General features: G+C 60.2%; 18 protein-coding genes and 1 pseudogene. 11 read left to right on the top strand and 8 right to left on the bottom strand.

Going from position 1 to position 18,928, the window contains the following annotated elements:
* Positions 1-44 precede the first annotated feature (44 nt).
* On the bottom strand, positions 45-473 hold the full coding sequence (locus G7048_RS28690) for a tripartite tricarboxylate transporter substrate-binding protein (RefSeq protein WP_166071554.1): 429 nt from the start codon (positions 471-473) through the stop codon (positions 45-47).
* 91 nt (positions 474-564) lie between these two features.
* A pseudogene (locus G7048_RS28820) lies at positions 565-1,056 on the bottom strand (Bug family tripartite tricarboxylate transporter substrate binding protein); the annotation flags it as partial.
* A 264-nt stretch (positions 1,057-1,320) separates the two neighbouring features.
* Between G7048_RS28820 and G7048_RS26925 the strand changes: the two are divergent.
* Together G7048_RS26925 and G7048_RS26930 are read left to right on the top strand one after the other, a co-directional pair.
* Entirely contained in the window at positions 1,321-2,262 is a 942-nt protein-coding gene (locus G7048_RS26925; RefSeq protein ID WP_166071555.1) for an AraC family transcriptional regulator, read from the top strand.
* A gap of 199 nt (positions 2,263-2,461) precedes the next feature.
* Positions 2,462-3,562: a type I restriction endonuclease gene (locus tag G7048_RS26930; RefSeq protein WP_166071556.1), complete on the top strand. Its 1,101-nt coding sequence runs from the start codon at positions 2,462-2,464 to the stop codon at positions 3,560-3,562.
* Between the two features lie 223 nt (positions 3,563-3,785).
* Here G7048_RS26930 and G7048_RS26935 read toward each other — a convergent pair whose 3' ends face one another.
* Both G7048_RS26935 and G7048_RS26940 read right to left on the bottom strand, forming a co-directional pair.
* Entirely contained in the window at positions 3,786-5,576 is a 1,791-nt protein-coding gene (locus G7048_RS26935) for an acyl-CoA dehydrogenase (protein ID WP_166071557.1), read from the bottom strand.
* Positions 5,577-5,697: 121 nt separating this feature from the next.
* Positions 5,698-6,051, bottom strand: coding sequence for a hypothetical protein (locus G7048_RS26940; RefSeq protein ID WP_166071558.1), 354 nt, complete (start codon positions 6,049-6,051; stop codon positions 5,698-5,700).
* Between the two features lie 114 nt (positions 6,052-6,165).
* Here G7048_RS26940 and G7048_RS26945 point away from each other — a divergent pair, with 114 nt between their 5' ends.
* From G7048_RS26945 to G7048_RS26985, 9 genes are all read left to right on the top strand, one after another.
* Positions 6,166-7,146 carry a quinone oxidoreductase gene (locus G7048_RS26945; protein WP_166071559.1) on the top strand — a complete coding sequence of 327 codons (981 nt, stop codon included), beginning with the start codon at positions 6,166-6,168 and terminating at the stop codon, positions 7,144-7,146.
* Between the two features lie 34 nt (positions 7,147-7,180).
* Positions 7,181-8,029 carry a TauD/TfdA family dioxygenase gene (locus tag G7048_RS26950; RefSeq protein WP_166071560.1) on the top strand — a complete coding sequence of 283 codons (849 nt, stop codon included), beginning with the start codon at positions 7,181-7,183 and terminating at the stop codon, positions 8,027-8,029.
* 4 nt (positions 8,030-8,033) lie between these two features.
* Entirely contained in the window at positions 8,034-8,624 is a 591-nt protein-coding gene (locus tag G7048_RS26955) for an alpha/beta hydrolase (RefSeq protein WP_205750427.1), read from the top strand.
* Between the two features lie 9 nt (positions 8,625-8,633).
* Positions 8,634-9,296, top strand: coding sequence for a DsbA family protein (locus G7048_RS26960; RefSeq protein ID WP_166071562.1), 663 nt, complete (start codon positions 8,634-8,636; stop codon positions 9,294-9,296).
* Positions 9,289-9,672 (top strand): Rieske (2Fe-2S) protein, encoded by a 384-nt coding sequence (locus tag G7048_RS26965; protein ID WP_166071563.1) that lies wholly within the window; start codon positions 9,289-9,291, stop codon positions 9,670-9,672. The genes G7048_RS26960 and G7048_RS26965 overlap by 8 nt, the downstream gene beginning before the upstream one ends.
* 11 nt (positions 9,673-9,683) lie before the next feature.
* Complete coding sequence (locus tag G7048_RS26970) at positions 9,684-11,336, top strand: fatty acid--CoA ligase (protein WP_166071564.1); 1,653 nt, start codon at positions 9,684-9,686, stop codon at positions 11,334-11,336.
* A gap of 218 nt (positions 11,337-11,554) precedes the next feature.
* The gene (locus G7048_RS26975; protein ID WP_166071565.1) at positions 11,555-12,670 is read left to right on the top strand and encodes a YhcG family protein; all 1,116 of its coding nucleotides are present in this window, start codon (positions 11,555-11,557) and stop codon (positions 12,668-12,670) included.
* Between the two features lie 217 nt (positions 12,671-12,887).
* The gene (locus tag G7048_RS26980) at positions 12,888-14,111 is read left to right on the top strand and encodes a porin (protein ID WP_166071566.1); all 1,224 of its coding nucleotides are present in this window, start codon (positions 12,888-12,890) and stop codon (positions 14,109-14,111) included.
* Positions 14,112-14,239: 128 nt separating this feature from the next.
* Positions 14,240-15,538 carry an MFS transporter gene (locus G7048_RS26985; protein WP_166071567.1) on the top strand — a complete coding sequence of 433 codons (1,299 nt, stop codon included), beginning with the start codon at positions 14,240-14,242 and terminating at the stop codon, positions 15,536-15,538.
* 76 nt (positions 15,539-15,614) lie between these two features.
* Here the strand turns inward: G7048_RS26985 and G7048_RS26990 are convergent, their stop codons facing one another.
* From G7048_RS26990 to G7048_RS27005, 4 genes are all read right to left on the bottom strand, one after another.
* Positions 15,615-16,550, bottom strand: coding sequence for a 3-keto-5-aminohexanoate cleavage protein (locus tag G7048_RS26990; RefSeq protein WP_166071568.1), 936 nt, complete (start codon positions 16,548-16,550; stop codon positions 15,615-15,617).
* A gap of 43 nt (positions 16,551-16,593) precedes the next feature.
* Complete coding sequence (locus tag G7048_RS26995) at positions 16,594-17,352, bottom strand: SDR family NAD(P)-dependent oxidoreductase (protein WP_166071570.1); 759 nt, start codon at positions 17,350-17,352, stop codon at positions 16,594-16,596.
* A gap of 107 nt (positions 17,353-17,459) precedes the next feature.
* Positions 17,460-17,876, bottom strand: coding sequence for a carboxymuconolactone decarboxylase family protein (locus G7048_RS27000; RefSeq protein ID WP_166071571.1), 417 nt, complete (start codon positions 17,874-17,876; stop codon positions 17,460-17,462).
* A 13-nt stretch (positions 17,877-17,889) separates the two neighbouring features.
* Positions 17,890-18,882: a tripartite tricarboxylate transporter substrate binding protein gene (locus G7048_RS27005; protein ID WP_166071572.1), complete on the bottom strand. Its 993-nt coding sequence runs from the start codon at positions 18,880-18,882 to the stop codon at positions 17,890-17,892.
* Positions 18,883-18,928 lie beyond the last annotated feature (46 nt).

An 18,928-nucleotide genomic window follows, 5' to 3' on the forward strand; every position in this document is an offset into this window, starting at 1 on the left:
TGCGCATGGCCCTGACTTGCTTGTCGGCGACTACTGCTGGCTGCTTACAGCTTCACATCCGTCCCAGCCAACACCTTCCCCACGCGCTCGTAATCCGCCACCAGTTCGGCATGCAGTGCTGCGGAGTCGCGCAGGCTGCTGGTTTCGAATCCGGCGTTGGTGATCGTGTTCTTGAACGTGGGGTCGTTCAGTGCGGCATGAACTTGCTGGTGAATCTGTTGCTGCAGATGGGCGGGCATGGTGCTGCTGGCCCACAGGCCCATCCAGCCGGTATAGGTGAGTTCGGGCTGGCCGAGTTCCTTGAAGGTCGGCACCTCGGGTAGCAGGGGCGAGCGCTGAGGTGAGGAGATGGCGATGGCTTTGATCTTGCCTGTGCGGATGAAGGGCAGGGAGGTGGCGAGGCCATCGAACATCAGTGGGATGTGACCGCCCATCACGTCGTTGAGCGCGGGTGTGGAGCCTTTGTAGCCCACATGGGTCAGTTTCGCGCCCGAGCAGCAGTCCGGCGACGTGCGACATGGTGCCGGGGCTGTAGGAGGCGTAGCTCAAGCCTTCAGTCCTGGACTTGGAAAGATCGATCACGTCCTTGAGGCTTTTCACCGGCAGGTCGGGCGCGGTGACCAGCACCAGTCCGCCGCGCGAGAGCTGGGCCAGCGGGACGATGGCTTTGCGCATGTCTTGGCGCATCTTGACGATGTGCGGGATTTCGCTGACGAGGGAGCTCACGCCGACCATCAGCGTGAGGCCGTCCTGAGGCGCGGCCAGCAGGTCGTTCACCGCGATCACACCGGCTGCGCCGGGTTTGTTGTCCACGATGAAGGCTTGCTTGGTGCTGCGGTTGAGCGCCTCGCTGAGTGCCTCGCTGAGTGCGCGAGCCACCACGTCCGCATTGGCTCCGGCTGGGCCCGCCACCACCAGACGCACGGGTTTGCTCGGCCAGTTTGCTGTTGTGCTGGTCTGGGCAAAAGCGGGCAATCCCAGGCTGCTGAAAGCCAGCGCGGAGCTTGTGCGCAGGAGGCTTCGACGGGTCAACCGGTTGTTGTCTTTTGTATTCATGGTGGTATCGAGTCGGAGTGGGGGTCGGTAAGAAAAATGGTGGATGGTTCAAAGACCTTCGAGCGTTGAATGTAGAGAAATGGCGTTAATATTTTTCTCTTTGCACGCCAAGTTTTTTGCTTTATGCGCCATTTGGTGTAAACCCTGATTAGCATCAAAGAGATAAAAATCAAGACTTCGCCGGGTGTTTTGGGTGTTGATATGGATACGCTGGTTAGAACGGTGACCCTGAACGGGTTCTTGAATGTGTGCACTTCGCACGGATTGAATGCGCACGCCCTGCTGGGCAAGGTGGGGCTGGATGCCAGCGCGCTGGTGGATGTGGAGCGCCACATTTCTGCGGAGGCGTTTTGCCGTCTGCTGGATCTGGCCGCTGTGGAGGCGCGCTGCCCGTCCTTTGGCATACAGATGGCGATGAATCGCGCGATGCTGGACTTCGGCATTCTGGGCGTGATGATGCGCCACAAGCCTTGTCTGCGTGACATGCTGCAGGTGGCGATCGATTACCAGCGCCTGCTCAATGCCGCCACGGCGCAGTCGCTTGAAACTTCGAGCGAGCTGAGCATTCTTCGCTTCGAGCTGCTGGTGAACACGCAGGTGCCACAGACCCAAGCCTCCGAGCTGGTGGCGGGCGTGCAGATGCGCATCTGCCAGTCGGTGCTGGGCGAGGCATGGTCGCCACGCGAGGTGCATTTCATGCACGCCGCGCCTCAGGAGCTGTTTCAGCACAAGAAGGTGTTCGGCTGCCCGATTCTGTTTGGTTCGGAATTCAACGGCCTGGTGCTCAAGACCAGCGACCTGAGCGTGCCCAATCCTGTGGCCGACCCCGAACTGGTGCGTTATGCCGAGAGCGTGCTGCTGCCGATGAAGGCGCTGGGCGAGAACTCGTTGCTGCAGGAAGTGCGCAAGAACATCTACATGTTGATGCCGCTGGAGCAGGCGCGCATCGAACGCGTGGCCGAGCAGATGCACACCAGCACGCGCACGCTGCAACGCCAGCTTGACCAGAGCGGCACGAGCTTTTCCGAGCTGCTCGACAACGTGCGCCGCAATCTGGTGCTGCGCTACATGAGCAATAGCCGCTACACCATCGGCCAGGTGGCGTCGCTCACGGGTTACTCCAGACAGGCGTCTTTCACGCGCTGGTTCCAGATGAGCTTCGGCATGAGTCCGCGGGAATGGCGGCGGGGCGGGTTGGTTTCCTAGGTTGTGATTCCGCAGGTGGAGCAGTTGTGAGCCAACTTTCTTTCATGGATTCCATTTGGAGAGGTCTTCAGGCTGCATTCCGTATGTTGGTTGATACCCCACGTTGAATTATTGGTGTCTTGCGCCTATTCCGAGAAATCGAAATTCGATGTTTGGAGGTAGCATTTGGTAGCATGTCTTCTTCATCTATGGAGGGGATATGGAGTTTCTTGAAAGCTTGAATGCGCTGGCGGCCAAGGTTCGGCAGCAGGGTTCGTCCATCGCCACGGAGGAGGCAACGAAGAACGCGTTTGTGATGCCGTTCATCAAGAACGTGCTTGGGTACGATGTTTTTGACCCTCAAGAGGTGGTCCCGGAGTACGTCTGCGACATCGGGACCAAAAAAGGCGAAAAGATCGACTACGCCATTCTCAAGGATGGGCAAATCCAGATGCTCATTGAATGCAAGAAGATTGGCGAGCCGCTCAACGTCAATCATGCGAGTCAGCTGTTCAGATACTTTCATGTGACAACGGCACGGATTTCCATTCTGACGAACGGTCAGGTCTACAAGTTTTTCACGGATCTGGATGCACCTAACAAGATGGACGAAAAGCCATTCTTGGAGCTGGACTTGCTGGACGTGGACGAGCACTCAGTGCCGGAACTCAACAAGCTGACGAAGTCCACATTCGACGTGGAGTCCATCATCAGTGCGGCAGGTGAACTGAAGTACATCGGGCAGATCAAGCGCGAGATTGCAGCGCAGTTTGCTGCGCCTGGCGATGAATTCCTCCGCTTCTTCATCACGCGGGTGTACGACGGCACGATCACGGCAAAAGTGCGAGAGCAATTTCAGCCGCTTTTGGAGAAGGCGATCAGCCAGTACACGGCCGACTTGGTGAATGACCGTTTGAAGTCAGCCATCACAGGTGTGAGTGCAACGATGCCCATCGTGATCAGCACACCGAGCCCTGTCACTGCAACTGTGTCAGTCGAGCCTACAACCGGCGTCGATGATGAAGAGGTCCGAGTGGTGACGACCGAGGAGGAGATGGAGGGCTACTTCATCGTGAAGTCGATCATTCGTCCGGTCGTCGAGTCAAGTCGAATTGGGCACCGCGATACGCAAAGCTACTTCGGGATTTTGTTGGACGACAACAATCGCAAGCCAGTTTGCCGCCTGCACTTCAATCGGGGGCAGAAGTATCTTGGAATACTCGATCAAGACAAGAAGGAAACGCGGCATCCGATTTCAAACCTCGATGAGATCTATGGATTCTCCGAGGCGTTGATCGATGCAACAAAACGGGTGGCGTAAGGTCGATTTTGTGTAGGCTGAGTTGCCGCGCCATTGAAATTCGTCCCCAAATTTCAGTTCGAATGACTGCAACAGATGGGGCAACGGAGGGTCACGCTTGCTGCGGCAAGCGCGGCAATGTGAACCTCTTGTAGCCCAGCGTCTTGACAGCGTCACAGACGCTGGGCTTGGAGTCCGTCGCTCCACATTTGGCGCAACGTACTGCCGGAAGCTGGGCAACTGATCAGAACGCTTCCAACGGCAGTGCCAACACGCTGCCCGCGCCGTTGAGGATCGAGTCTCTCAGACCGGAAATGCGGGGCAGGATGTGCTCGGCGTAGAACTGGGCGGTGATCAGCTTGGCTTCCAGAAAGGATTCGTCTTCGCCCGCCTGCAGCAGTTCCTGCGCGATCACTACCGAGCGCGCCATCTGCCAACCCGCGATGAGGTAGCTGGTGATCATCAGATACGGCACGCTGCCCGCGAACACTTCGTTGGGCGATGCTTTGGCATTGCCCACGACGTAGTCCACGACTTCCAGAAATGTCTTGCGCGCCGATGCAAGGCGCTGCGCGATCGCGCGGGCAACGGCTGTGTCGCTTGCCAGCAGTTGCTGCTCGGTGGCTTCGATCTGCACTGCGATGGAGCGCGCGAGTTGGCCGCCATCGCGCACGGTCTTGCGTCCGACGAGGTCGTTGGCCTGAATGGCGGTCGTGCCTTCGTAGATCGGAAGAATGCGTGCATCGCGGTAGTGCTGTGCGGCTCCCGTTTCCTCGATGAAGCCCATGCCGCCATGCACTTGCACGCCAAGGCTTGCGACTTCGACGCTGGTTTCGGTGCAGTAAGTCTTGACCAGCGGAACCAGGAAGTCGTAGAACGCGTGGGCCTGCGCGGCCGCTGCGGCGTCGGGGTTGTGGTGGGCATTGTCGGCGGCTCCTGCGGCTGTTGCAGCGAGTGCGCGGCCTGCTTCATTCAAGGCGCGCATGGTCATGAGCATGCGTCGTACATCGGGGTGGTGGACGATGGTGGCGCTGCCCTTGGCACTGCCATCGACCGGACGGCTTTGCACGCGATCCTTTGCGTAAGCGGTGGCGCGTTGATAAGCATGCTCGGCCACGCCAAGGCCCTGCAGGCCCACGGCATAGCGTGCGGCATTCATCATGATGAACATGTACTCGAGGCCGTGATTTTCTTCGCCGACCAGATAGCCGATGGCACCGCCGTTGTCGCCGTACTGCAGCACGCAGGTGGGCGATGCCTTGATGCCCATCTTGTGTTCGATGGACACGCATTGCACATCATTGCGTGCACCCAGCGAGCCATTGGCGTTCACCAGCAGCTTGGGCACGATGAACAGGCTGATGCCCTTGACGCCGTCGGGCGCACCGGGCACGCGGGCGAGCACCAGATGCACGATGTTTTCCGCCATGTCGTGCTCACCCCAGGAGATGAAGATCTTGGTGCCGAACACCTTGTAGGTGCCATCGGCCTGCGCTTCGGCCTTGGTGCGGATCAGCGAGAGATCCGATCCGGCCTGTGGTTCGGTCAGGTTCATGGTGCCCGTCCATTGGCCTGCGACGAGCTTGTGCAGATAGGTCGCCTTGAGCTCATCGCTGCCTGCTGTGAGCAAGGCTTCGATGGCCCCGTCGGTGAGCACCGGGCACATGGCGAAGCTCAGATTCGAGCTGTTGAGCACCTCGACGCAGGCCGCAGCAATGGCGCGCGGAATGCCTTGGCCGCCGAACTCCGCCGGGTGCTGCAGACCCTGCCAACCACCTTCGGCGTACTGCACATAGGCCTGCTTGAAGCCGGGCGTTGCGGTCACTTTGCCGTCGTTCCAGGTGGATGGCTGTGTGTCACCCAGAACGCCCAGCGGCGCAACGACGCCATCGCAAAAACGCGCGCATTCCTCCAGCACCGCCTGCGCCGTTTCGAGACCGTAGTCGCCCAATCCGGGCAGTTGGGCGATGTCGTCGATCCGGGCCAGATGGGCCAGATTGAAAAGCATGTCTTTGACGGGAGCGGAATATGTCATGCGGCGAATCCTTTGTTGTCTCTGTACTGAGGGCGTGAGTTTGCTGGCAACAAGAAATACGCAAATGACTCGGATTTGAATATGTCTTGCTGCGCGAATTTTCTATATGAACGCGCAATGCTTAATGGGCTTTGGCGTCATTTGATTCTAGTTTGAAGGTGTGAAGGATTAACTGCCTTGAAACGCTGTCGGCGTGCCGTGGGTCGAAGGGACGTGCCTCGGTGCTTGCCTTGTTGCCGCTTGCTGTCATGTTTGGTGCTGAGGTTTTGTCAATGAATTCAACTGGTTGCAGATATTCTGAGGGGCGCTCCGCATGCGCTTGAGAGGGGCTCTCCCTGTCTAGGGGTTTTCCATGGATGTCGCGAAAAGAAAAAAACTTGGCGCGGCTAGAGAAATACTGATCTGGAGGGTAAATATAGTTGATTGCTGTGAAATCAATGAAGTGTTTGCCTTGTCGATTGCGTATCTCATTCATTGGATGCGCCGCTTGAATATGGTGAATGGTTTCTATGGTTTTTATCGAATTTGAATATCACGTAATCGCCGGCGGTTCGGCATTACCTTGCAGCAAGTGAATTGGAGTGTATGTATGGCAAAGATGACCCGCTTTCATGAAGTTGGTGGACCGGAAGTTCTGCGTTATGAAGACGTCGAGGTGGGCGAGCCCGGAGCGGGTCAGGTGCGCCTTGTGCACGGTGCGGTCGCGCTGAACTTTGCCGACACCTATTTCCGCTCGGGTCTCTATCCCGCGCCGCTGCCATCGGGCATCGGCAGCGATGCCTGCGGCACGGTGACGGCCGTGGGCGCCGGCGTGACGAACGTGAAGGTCGGCGATCGCGTGACCTACACCGGCGCGCACAACACGCTGGGTGCCTACAGCACGGAGCGCCTGATCGATGCGGCTGCGCTGATCCGCCTGCCCGACGCCATCGACTTCGAGACCGCTGCCGCGATCACCATGCGTGGTTTGACGGCCGCGTATCTGATGCGCCGCATCTACGAATTCAAGGGCGGCGAAACCATTCTGCTGCACGCCGCTGCCGGTGGCGTGGGTCTGCTGGTGTCGCAATGGGCCAAGCTGCAGGGCATCACGGTGATCGGCACGGTGTCGTCCGATGCCAAGGCCGAAGTCGCCAAGGCCCATGGCTGCGACCACACCATCAACTACAGCCACGAGGATGTGGCTGCACGCGTGCGCGAGATCACCAACGGCGTGGGTGTGAACGTGGTGTTCGACAGCGTGGGCAAGGACACGTTCGAAGGCTCGCTCAACAGCTTGAAGCGTCGCGGCCTGATGGTGTGCGTGGGCACGGCGTCCGGAATGATTCCGCCGTTCAATCCGCAGATTCTCGCGATGAAGGGTTCTCTGTTCCTGACCCGTCCGGCATCGGCCGACTATCTTGCCGACCCGGTCGAGAAGGCTGCGCTTGCCGAAGAACTGTTCGCGCATATCGCGTCCGGCCGCATCCGCGCCGACATCAGCGAGCGCTACGAACTCGCCGACGCCGTGCAGGCGCATCGCGACATGGAAGCGCGAAAGATCATCGGCTCGGCCATCTTCACTGTCTGAGCATCCAACAAACACAACAGGGGACAACAGCATCATGAAAGTGGAACAACTGACCTGCGCCATTGGCGCGGAGCTGACCGGCGTGCGCCTGAGCGACGCGGTGCACGACGAAGGCCTGTTCGCAGAAATTCGCGCTGCGCTGTTCAAGCACCGCGTGCTCTTTCTGCGCAATCAGGAGATTGCGCGTGCCGACCACACGGCCTTCGCACGCAAGTTCGGTGAACTCGAAGACCATCCGGTGGTGGGCAGCGATCCTGAAAATCCGGGGCTGCTGCAGATCTACAAGACGCCCGAGAGCCCACCGGAGCGTTATGAAAACGCCTGGCACTCGGACACCACCTGGCGCGAGGTGCCGCAGTTCGGCGCGGTGCTGCGCTGCATCGAATGCCCGCCTGTGGGGGGCGACACGATGTGGGCCAACATGGTGCTGGCATATGAGCGTCTGCCCCAGACCGTGAAGGATCAGATCGCCGACCTGCGCGCACGTCACAGCATCGAGTTCTCGTTCGGTGCCGCCATGCCGATGGAAAAGCGTCTGGCACTCAAGGAGCGCTTTCCTGATCCTGAACATCCAGTGGTGCGCACGCACAAGGATACGGGCGAGAAGATTCTCTACGTGAACGGCTTCACCACGCACTTCACCAACTACCACACGGCATCTCGCGTGCGCGTTGGGCAGGATCACAGCCATGGCGGGCCTGAACTGCTGCGCTACTTGATCAGCCAGGCGCAGATCCCCGAGTATCAGGTGCGCTGGCGCTGGCAACCCAACAGCATCGCCATCTGGGACAACAGCGCCACGCAGCACTACGCGGTGATGGACTATCCGCCATGCCATCGCAAGATGGAGCGTGCGGGCATCATCGGCACCCAGCCGTTCTGAGGGGATGACGATGAATGCCTACCCGGACGACATCACGTTCCTGATCGTTCCTGGCCTGCGCGACCATGTGGAAGACCACTGGCAGACGCATCTGCAGAAGGAGCTGCATGCCGCTGGCCGACGCGCCGTGACCGTGCCACCGCTGGAGAGTGACAAGCTCAGCCGCGCCGCGCGCGTGCAGGTGCTCAGCGACACGCTGGCAGGCATAGCAGGCCGCGTGGTCATCGTGGCGCACAGCGCTGGCGTGATGACGACCGTGCACTGGGCGCAGCAGCAGTCGCAATCTGCGCGTGCGATTCACGGTGCGCTGCTGGCCACTCCAGCGGACGTGGAAGAGCCCATGCCTGTGGGTTACCCCACGGTCTATCAGTTGGCGGAAAACGGCTGGACACCGATTCCACGCAAGCCACTGCCGTTTCCAACGCTTTTGGCGGCCAGCCGCAACGACCCGCTTGCACGCTTCGAGCGAGCCCAAGATTTGGCGCAGAAATGGCAAGCGCAACTGGTCGATCTGGGCGAAGTCGGGCACCTCAATCCTGCTGCCGGATATGGTCGTTGGGATGGCGTGCATGCCTTGCTCAAGCAACTGGTCTGAGGCGCGGCCATGGTGAATCCTGCAACTGATTGGGCGCGCACCATGCGCATCGATTTTCATCTCGACCTGATCTGCCCTTGGTGCTGGATCGGCATGCGGCACCTGTTTGCCGCGTGCAAGGTGCTGCGTGCGGATCAGCCGGAACTTGTCATCGACGTGCACTGGCATGCCGCCACGCTGCTGCCGCAGATTCCCGAGCAGGGCGTGCCTTATCAGACGTTCTATGTGAACCGTCTGGGCAGCGCCGCAGCGGTGGCGGCGAGGCGCGAACAGGTGCAGGTAGCGGCAAGCACCGTCGGGCTGACGCTGAACTTCGACGCCATCGAGACGTTTTCCAATACCGGGTTGGTCTGCGCGCTGGTGAACCTCGCGCAGCAGCAGTTGGATGCGCAGGCGATGTACTTCTTCGTCGAGTCGATTTTTGCGGCCTACTTCATGCACGGCAAAGACATCGGCTCGCTGAGTACTTTGCGCGAACTGGCCGATGCTGCAGGGCTCACGCTGGACATGGATCGCCTGAGCGCACAGCGCTCGCAACCCGCACCCGGCCTGCACACGGGCGTGCCGCACATCGTGGTCGATCGCCGTTGGTCTACCACCGGGGCGGTGCCTGCCGTCGAGCTGCTCTCGATGATGGCCAGGAGTCTCGCGACGCGCGCTGCGGATGTCTGACACCACCTTGATCGCCGCTGGTTCGGCGAAGGATTTGCCGCCCGGTGCACGCAAGCTGGTCTTCGTGCCGGGTGGCGAATCCGTTGTACTTTTCAATCTCAACGGGCAATTTCACGCTCTTGAGAACAGTTGCCCGCACGCGGGCGCTTCAATGGCCAACGGCGTCTGCGAGGGCCTTGTTCTGAGCTGCCCTGCGCATGGTCTGAAATTCAACATACAGAACGGCCAGTGCACCGCATCGCCCCAACTGCGCATTCGCACGCATGAGGTGATCGTGCGAGGCGACGCGCTGTGGGTGCGCATCGAGCAGAAGTCCTCCATGCCATCCGCGCATTCCGACCGGCCACTTTCTTCCACCACGTCATCCCTAGATTGAGGCGACACCTTATGCCGTCCACCGACCACTTGCTCACGCCGACACCATCGGCCTACACCTTTCCGCTGCTCATCAAGCAGTTGCTGCTCAACTCGATGAGCCTGCATGGCGATCAGGAGATCACCTACCGCGGCGAGATGCGCTACACCTACCGCGACTTCAACAGCCGCATCGCGCAACTGGCCAATGCCCTTGAAGGCCTGGGCGTGCGCGCTGGCAACACCGTGGCTGTGATGGATTGGGACAGCCATCGCTATCTGGAGAGCTATTTCGGCGTGCCGATGATGGGCGCGACACTGTTCACCGTGAATGTGCGCCTGTCGCCCGCGCAGATTCTCTACACACTCAATGATGCCGACACCGATGTGCTGCTGGTGCACACCGACTTCCTGCCCATCATCGAGCAGATCCGCCACGAACTGCCACGCATTCGCCAGATCGTCGTGCTCTCGGACGACGGCAAGCTGCCTGCCACCAGCTTCACCGTGGCGGGCGAATACGAAGCGTTGGTCAACAGCGCCATGGCGGACTACAGCTTTCCCGAACTCGAAGAGAACACCAAGGCCGTCACCTTCTACACGACCGGCACCACGGGCGACCCGAAGGGTGTGTGCTACAGCCACCGCCACATCGTGCTGCATGCCATGGCCACGGCACTCAGCGTGTGCTCGCCCGGCGGCTCGCAGCGCCTGTCCACGGCCGATGTGTACATGCCGATCACGCCGATGTTCCACGTGCTCGGCTGGGGCTTTCCATACATCACCATCCTGCTTGGTTTGCGCACCGTGTTGCCGGGGCGTTATCTGCCGGAAATGCTGCTCAAGTTGCGTGAGACCGAGAAGGTCACGTTCTCGCATTGCGTGCCGACGATTCTGCAAATGCTGGTGAGCGGCGCGGACAAGAGCGGTCAGGACCTGTCGGGCTGGAAGGTCATCATCGGTGGCTCCGCGCTGCCACCAGGCCTGTGCGAAGCCGCGCAGGCCAAGGGCATGGATGTGTTCGCGGGCTATGGCATGTCCGAGACCGGACCGGTCGTGTCGCTCGCGCTCACCCCCGCACAGGGCGCGCCTGACAACAAGGCCGACGATCTGAAGCTGCGCACTTCCACCGGCCGCCCCACGCTGATGGTGGACTTCCGCGTGGTCGATGAAGACATGAGGGATGTGCCGCGCGACGGCGTGACACGCGGCGAAATCGTGCTGCGCTCGCCCGCGCTCACACCGCTGTATTTCAAGAAGCCCGAGGCGTCGGAAGAACTCTGGCGCGGCGGCTATCTGCACACGCAGGACATCGCCGTGATGTACCCCGATGGCGTGGTGCAGATCGTCGATCGCCTGAAGGACGTGATCAAGACCGGCGGCGAGTGGGTGTCATCCATCGAAGTCGAAGGCCTCATCACCCAGGTGCCCGGCGTGCAGGAAGCCGCCGTCATCGGTGTGCCCGATGCGAAGTGGGGCGAGCGCCCCATGGCCTTCGTCGTGGCCAAGGACGACGTCACTGCCGAAGCCGTTCGCGCGCATCTGCAAGGCCATGTGCAGGCCAAGCGCCTGAGCGCCTATGCGGTTCCCGAGTTGGAACGCATCCGCTTCGTGGCCGAGATTCCAAAGACCAGCGTGGGCAAGGTCAACAAGAAACAACTGCGCGCCGAGCCGATGGGCGCATAAGCAGAAACAGAAACAGCGTTTTCATTGCAAGTGATTGGGCCTGCCGGCGCGCGCTTCGGCAGGCCTTTTTTTGTCGCTTTCCCCGTCCACATGTGAGCACATGAATGTGGCGTTGATCGGTCGCAAGTTGATATGGGTGTGGCTGCATTACGTTCACTTTGCAGGCAGGCCTGCATGGGCGTGATTGCCTGTAAATACTGCTTTTTGGAGGTGACCGGATGAGAAGGAAGACGCCGCAATCGGAAGGCGACATGCCCATTGCTTTGCCGGTTGGTTATGCCAACATCCATGGCGGAATTGTGCAACTGCTAGATGCCGCACGCCACGCGGTGGTGCGCAGCGTCAACGCCTTGATGACGGCGAGCTATTGGGAGATTGGCCGCCGGATCTTCGAAGCCGAACAGAAAGGAAGGCGACGGGCGGGTTATGGCGAGCAGTTGCTGGCCAGACTGTCGCTCGATCTGACTGCCAGATTCGGGCGTGGATTCAGTCCGGACAATCTGGAAAACATGCGGCGTTTTTTCCTGGCTTATCCGCAGACGGGAATTTCCGAGACAGCGTCTCGGAAATTGAATCTCTCCGAATTGGCCCAGACATTCACGCTGCCGTGGTCGGCCTACGTTCGGCTGCTGTCTGTGACGGATGTAGGTGCTCGGCGGTTCTACGAGACTGAAGCGCTGCGCGGCGGCTGGAGCGTACGGCAGCTCGATCGACAGATCGGCAGTCAGTTCTACGAACGCACGATATTGTCAAAGAACAAGGCGGCAATGCTGCTCAAAGGGCGCATGTCCGGATCCGAAGATGTGATCTCGCCGGACGATGCGATCAAAGATCCGTATGTACTGGAGTTTCTTGACCTCAAGGATGAGTACTCGGAATCGGATTTCGAGGCAGCGCTGATTCAACGGCTGGAAGACTTCCTGATTGAACTGGGCGAAGGATTCACCTTTGTCGGACGGCAGCGTCGCTTGCGTATTGACCAGACATGGTATCGAGTGGATCTGGTGTTCTTCCATCGCAAGCTGCGCTGTCTGGTCATCGTCGATCTGAAATTGGGTCGTCTGACCCATTCTGATGTGGGGCAGATGCATATGTACTGCAACTACGCCAAGGAGCACTGGGCATATCCTGATGAAAATCCTCCCGTGGGCCTGATTCTTTGTACCGACAAGGGGCATGCCTTGGCGCGATACGCATTGGATGGGTTGCCCAGCAAGGTCATGGCGGCCAACTACAGAATGCTTTTGCCGAACGCCGAAATGCTTCAAAGAGAGCTGGAAAAGGCGAGACGACGGCTCGAATTCCGCTCATCGCAGGACAGATCCCAAGAGTGAGTTGCGCTGCATCCTGGCGACAATGGCATTGCCCATTCTTAGCGCTTTTCAAGCCATGAAACCAGTACCTATGGGAATCCCGTAGTGGCGTGAATTGAGAAATCAATGGCGTGGAAAGTGGAAAGCCAAAACGCTCCGAAAGTGACACTGCAACCCGAATCTTCAAGCGGCAGACAACGCTTGAAAAGCATTCGAACAGAACCACTCAGGAGACGACTTGAAAGCATCAAAACAAACGGCAGTGAAAGCCGCATTGGGTCTGGCCTTGGCATCTGCATTGCCAGCATTCGCGCAAAGCAGCGTGACCATGTCGGGCGTGGTGGACGCGGGCTTGCTCAGCATGTCCAACTACAGCAAGGGCGTGGGTTATCTGCCCACCAAGGCGCACGAGGGCTCGGATGTGCGCGCCAAGGACGGCGGTCTGGGATCGAGTCATTTCGGCTTCAAGGGGACCGAGGATTTGGGCGGCGGCCTGCGTGCCAATTTCGATGTGCGCGGCAATCTGAACGTGTTCAACGGCACGACGGGTGGCCCCAATTCGAGCACCACGAATTCGTTCTTCAACCAGATGGCGACCGTGGGTCTGTCGGGTGACTTCGGCGACGTCAAGCTTGGCCGTCAGTTCTCGCCTGTGGCGTGGGCGATGATGCACACCGACGTGCGCGGCATGCGCTATTTTGGCTCCACGCTGACCGCGCTGGTCGGTATGAATGCGGCAAGCAGCTCGTGGATCGGCAACAACTCCAACTCTGCCTACGGCACGATCTACAACGACAACACGGTGCGCTATACCACACCGACATGGGCAAACCTCACTTTTGATTTTGCATACTCGTTCGGTGAAGGGGGTGGTAAGGCCAATTCCCAGCAGTCGGTGACGGCGCTGTACACGGCCAATGGCTTGAAGCTCTCGGCCCTGTACTACAACGGTTATGGCAACAACTACGGCACGGCTGTGGCGCTCTACACCGCGGCCAACAAGGGTGATGCGGCAGCGGGTCAGCGTGCGGCACAGGCGGCGGGCTTCTCTCCGACGGCCAACACCAACCGCCTGTACCAAGTGGGTGCGCTCTACAACTGGGGTACCTACACCGTTGGCGGTCAGTATTTCATGGCCCGCAATCCGGACCATGTCTATATGCCGGGCGGCTCGGACAGCCTTGACATGTGGAACATCGGTGTGGGCTGGAAGCCTGTCCCCAAGATCAATCTGACCGCCGCCTACTACCAGACCAATGACAACCGCAATGCGGGCCACAAGTCGACGCAGTTCGTCGTGGGTGGGGAATACCTGCTGTCCAAGCGCACCTGGCTGTATCTGCAGGGCGCGGCAGTCACCAACAAGGGCGACAACATGGCGCTGAGCCCGATGTATGCCACGCCGGTTGCGGCGGGCAAGAACGTGCATGCCTTCATGGCGGGCGTTCGCCACAACTTCTGAGCGGCAGCTTCCGCATTTCTTGAATGATCCGGCACACAATCGAGGCGGCGCATCGCGCAGTGTTCGGTGGGTCGCCGGATCAGGCCGCCGACTGAATGGAATCCCTCAAGGGAAATTGGAGACGTACGATGATTGCAGCCGACATGCAGAACAATGCCACGGCACCCACGGAATACACCGTGACCAAGACGCGCGCGTGGTTCGCCTTCGCCATGATCTTTCTGTTGATGATGTCCGACTACATCGATCGGCAGATCATCGTGTCGCTGTTTCCGCACTTGAAGGAGGAGTGGGGTCTGTCCGACAAGCAACTCGGCGGCCTCGTGTCGGTGATCTCGGTGGTGGTGGCCGTCGGCAGCATTCCTGTGGCTTTGCTGGCAGACCGCTTTGGTCGCGTCAAGAGCATCTTCGTGATGGCGTCGGTCTGGAGCATGGCGACCATCTCCTGCATGTTTGCGCGCAACTATGCCCAGCTCTTTGCTGCGCGCGCCGTGGTCGGTCTGGGTGAAACGGGTTACGGCTCAGTGGGTTCGGCGCTCATCAACGCGCTGTTTCCCAAGCGTCTGCATGCCACGCTGCTGGGCGCGTTCTTCGCGGCCAGCTCGTTCGGTGCAGTGCTGGGCGTGGTGATGGGCGGCGTGATTGCGGAGCACTGGGGCTGGCGTGCGGCCTTCGGTGCCGTGGGCTTTCCGGGGCTGGTGATGGCGCTGCTGTTCCTGCTTGTGCCGGACTACAAGAACGTGGTGGTCAAGATGCGCCCCACGATCGACAGCACCAAGCCCAAGGCGCATCTGATGCGCATGCTGACGACGCTCAGCCGTGGCCCGACGATGCTGATGCTGTGCATTGCCGGTTCGTTCCAGATGATTCTCGTGTCGACCATGTGGTCGTGGATGCCCAGCTACCTCAACCGTTATCAGGGCATGTCGGCAGGCAATGCGGCCAAGTACGCGGCCTTGCTCGTGCTGTGCGGCGCATGCGGCGCCATGTTCTGGGGCTGGGTCGCCGACCGCGTGGGTCGCCGTCGCATGTCCAACAAACTGGTGATGCTGTGCTTCACCACCGTGATCACCGCGCTGCTGTTCATGCTGGCGTTCACGCTGCCGCTGTCGCACTCGGCGCAATACATCATGATCCTGTTCGCAGGCTTTTCGATGACCTGCACCGTGGGCGTATCGGTCAGCGCGGTGCTCGACATCACGCACCCCGGTCTGCGTTCGACGGGCGCTGCGGTGCACGCGTTTGCGATCAACCTGTTCGGTCTGGCCGTGGGTCCGTTCCTGAGCGGTGTGATCTCCGACATGTGGAGCCTGCAGACCGCCATGGCCGTGGTGCCAGCGGTGGGTTTCGTGGCGGCGATCTTCTATTGGAAAGCCTCGCGCACCTATGAGGCGGACGCTGCCGCAGTGGCCGCCAATTTGCACTGATCCATCGAATTTCTTCCAACAAAAAGGGGCTGCCGAATGATTCGGAAGCCCCTTTTTTCTGGTGCGCTTTGCGTGATCAGAAGGCCACGTTCTTCTTACCCTTCAGTTGCAGCATGGCGCGGGTTTCATCGGGCGTGGCGACTTCGAGGTTCAGCGACTTCAGCACCGTGACGATGCGATTGACCTGCTGTGCATTGCTGGTCGCGAGCTTGCCCGGACCATCCCACAGCGAGTCTTCGAGACCCACGCGCACGTTGCCGCCCATGGTGGCGGACATGGTCGCCAGCGGCATCTGGCTGCGGCCAGCACCCAGCACCGACCAGTAGTAGTCGTTGCCGAACAGGCGCTCCGCCGTGCGGCGCATGTGCATCACGTCGTCGGGATGCGTGCCGATGCCGCCGAGCAGACCGAACACGGACTGGATGAAGAACGGGGGCTTCAAGATGCCGCGATCGATGAAGTGTGCTGCCGTGTAGAGATGGCTGGTGTCGTAGCACTCGATCTCGAAGCGTGTGCCGTTGTCGGCACAGGATTCGAGGATGTAGCGGATTTCCTTGAAGGTGTTGCGGAACACGCGGTCTTCCGAGCCTTCGAGATAGGGCTGTTCCCAGTCGTACTTGAATTCTTTCTGGCGCGCGAGCATGGGGTAGAGGCCGAAGTTCATCGAGCCCATGTTGAGCGAGGCGACTTCGGGCTTGAGTTGCAGCGCAGGTTGCAGGCGTTCCTCGACCAGCATGTTGGGCGCGCCGCCGGTGGTGATGTTGATGATCGCATCCGAACGCTCGGCGATCTGCGGCAGGAATTGGCGGAACAGCGCGGGCTCCTGCGAAGGCTTGCCGTTCTTGGGATCACGCGCGTGCAGGTGGACGATGGATGCACCAGCCTCGGCAGCGGTGACGGCTTCGTCTTCGATCTGTTGGGGCGTGACGGGCAGGTGAGGGGACATCGAAGGCGTGTGAATGCCTCCGGTGATCGCGCAGGTCACGATCACTTTTTTCTGGGGTGCGGCCATGGTGGCTCCTGGTGATTGAAATGGAGTGAAACGAAGGCTTGGATCACATGGCGGTCTTGCCGCCGTTGACTTGCAAGATCTGGCCGGTGATGTAGCTCGCTGCGGGCGATGTGATGTAGAGAATCGCGTCGGCCACTTCGTCGGGTGTGCCGATGCGGTTCATCGGAATCGTGCTGGCGACCATAGGAATGTTCTGTGCGCCGCCGGCAATGCGGTCCAGCATTTCGGTGGCGATGGGGCCGGGCGCGACCGCGTTCACGCGCACGTTGTGCTGGCAGCCTTCAAGCGCGACAGACTTGGTGAAGCCTTCGATCGCGTGCTTGCTTGCCACATACATCGGAGCCATGGCGTTGCCACGGCTGCCCATGGTGGATGACAGGTTCACGATGCTGCCCGACTTCTGGGCCGACATCACGCGCATCTCGTGTTTGAGGCACAGAAACGTGCCCAGCGCGTTGGCGTTGAATGCGGCCGTGTAGGTCTCCACCGTCTGCTCGATGATGGAGCCGCGCGTGCCTTCGAGACCGGCACTGTTCACTGCCACATCGAGGCGGCCAAAGCGCTGCACGCAGGCGTCGATGAGTGCTGTGACTTGCGCTTCATCGGCCACATCGGCACGCACGAAGATCGCCTGCGCGCCCAGTTGCTGGAGTTCATTTTCCAGCTTGGAGCCGGCTTCGGCATTGCGTCCGCTCACGACGAGCTTGGCACCCTGGTGTGCGAAGGCGATGGCGGCTGCGCGGCCGATGCCTGAGGTGGCTCCGGTGACGAGCACGACCTGGTTTTCAAATGGCTTGGTCATGAAAAAAGCTCCTTGGAATAGTAGAAAAATGGACATGCGGCAGCCGCACCTGGTGCCTTGGCACCGGCGCGGCGGTTTCAACATTTCGGGATCAGAAGATCAGAAGATCAGGCGGAGGTCTTCTGTGCTTCGTGGCGGGCCACTTCTTCGAGCAGCATCGGCGCACCCATGCTGTTGGCATGCAGGCCCAGCACGCTCACGCCCTGCAGCACGGCGGCAATTTCGTCCTTGGTGGCGCCCAGTTCCAATGCGCGGCGGATGTGGCGACGCGTGCCGGGGCCATACATGTGCGTGCACGAGGCATCGACCGCGATGGCGATGAACTCCCACACCTTGGGCTCGATCAGCCCCTTGGCCATGGGGTGCATGGCCATGTCGAGGAATTTCTCGGTCCAGACAGGATCGAGTTCGGTGAAGCTGTTCCACTCCGGATTCCAGTAGCCATTGGCGCGCAGACTGTCGCTGATGGGCGTGGCGGGTGGTTTGTTCTGCTGATTATTCTGTGGCTTGTTCTGATCGTTCATGCGGCGCTCCTCCTCAAGGCTTGTAGTTCATGGCTTTGAGCGCTTTTCCGGTGCGCTCGTTTTCTGTCTTGAGCATGGTCTGCAGTTCGGCCTCGGTCTGTGCCGGGTTGCCTGCATCCATGCCGAGCGCGGCGAGTTGGCTCTTCACTTCCGCAGATGCCACAGCCTTGAGCAGCAACTGGCGCATGCGGTTGCGGATGTCGGCTGGCACGTCGGGCGTGGACCACACGGACGTGCCCATGATTTGCGTGAGATTCGGATAGCCCGCTTCGGCCAGCGTCGGCACATCCGGCATGAATGGCGAGCGAGCAGCGGACGTGACCGCGAGCGGGCGGATCTTGCCGGTCTTGGCCAGCGGCAGTGCCGTGCCCATGCCGTCGAACATGAACTGGATCTGTCCACCCATCACATCGGTGAGCGCGGGTGGCGAGCCCTTGTAGCCCACATGTTCCATGTCCAGGCCCGCAGCCTTGTTGAACTGCATGCCCTTGATGTGCGAGAGCGTGCCGGGGCTGTACGACGCATACGAAATCTTGCCCGGATGCGCCTTCACATAGGCGACCACATCGGCCACGTTCTTCACCGGCAGCTTGGGATCGGCCACCAGCACCAGCGGCACGCTCGCGACCTCGGCAATCGGCGCAAGGTCCTTGAACGGGTCATATCGGAAACTGTAGCTGTAGGGATTTTCGGTGACCAGCGAGTTGGGTGAGAGCACAAGCATGTAGCCGTCGCGCGGTGCACCCAGCATGGTTTCCACCGAGATGATGCCGCCCGCACCGGGCTTGTTTTCGACGATCACGGCCTGCTTGAGATCGTGCCGGATGCTCTCCGCCACGGTGCGCGCGATCATGTCGGACGCGCCGCCTGCAGGTGCAGGAACGATCAGGCGTATGGGTTGCTTGGTGGGCCAGGCGCTTTGCGCCAGAGCCTGCGTGACTGGCAATGCGCAAAGCAGGGCGGCGACGCACGCGCGGCGCGTGAAAGTGGGGGAGCGGAAGTTCATTTGTCTCTTTGCAATGTGTGACGCAAGGCCGATGAGGCCTTGCGCA

It is taken from the genome of Diaphorobacter sp. HDW4B, assembly GCF_011305535.1.
In the GTDB taxonomy this organism is placed as follows: domain Bacteria; phylum Pseudomonadota; class Gammaproteobacteria; order Burkholderiales; family Burkholderiaceae_C; genus Diaphorobacter_A.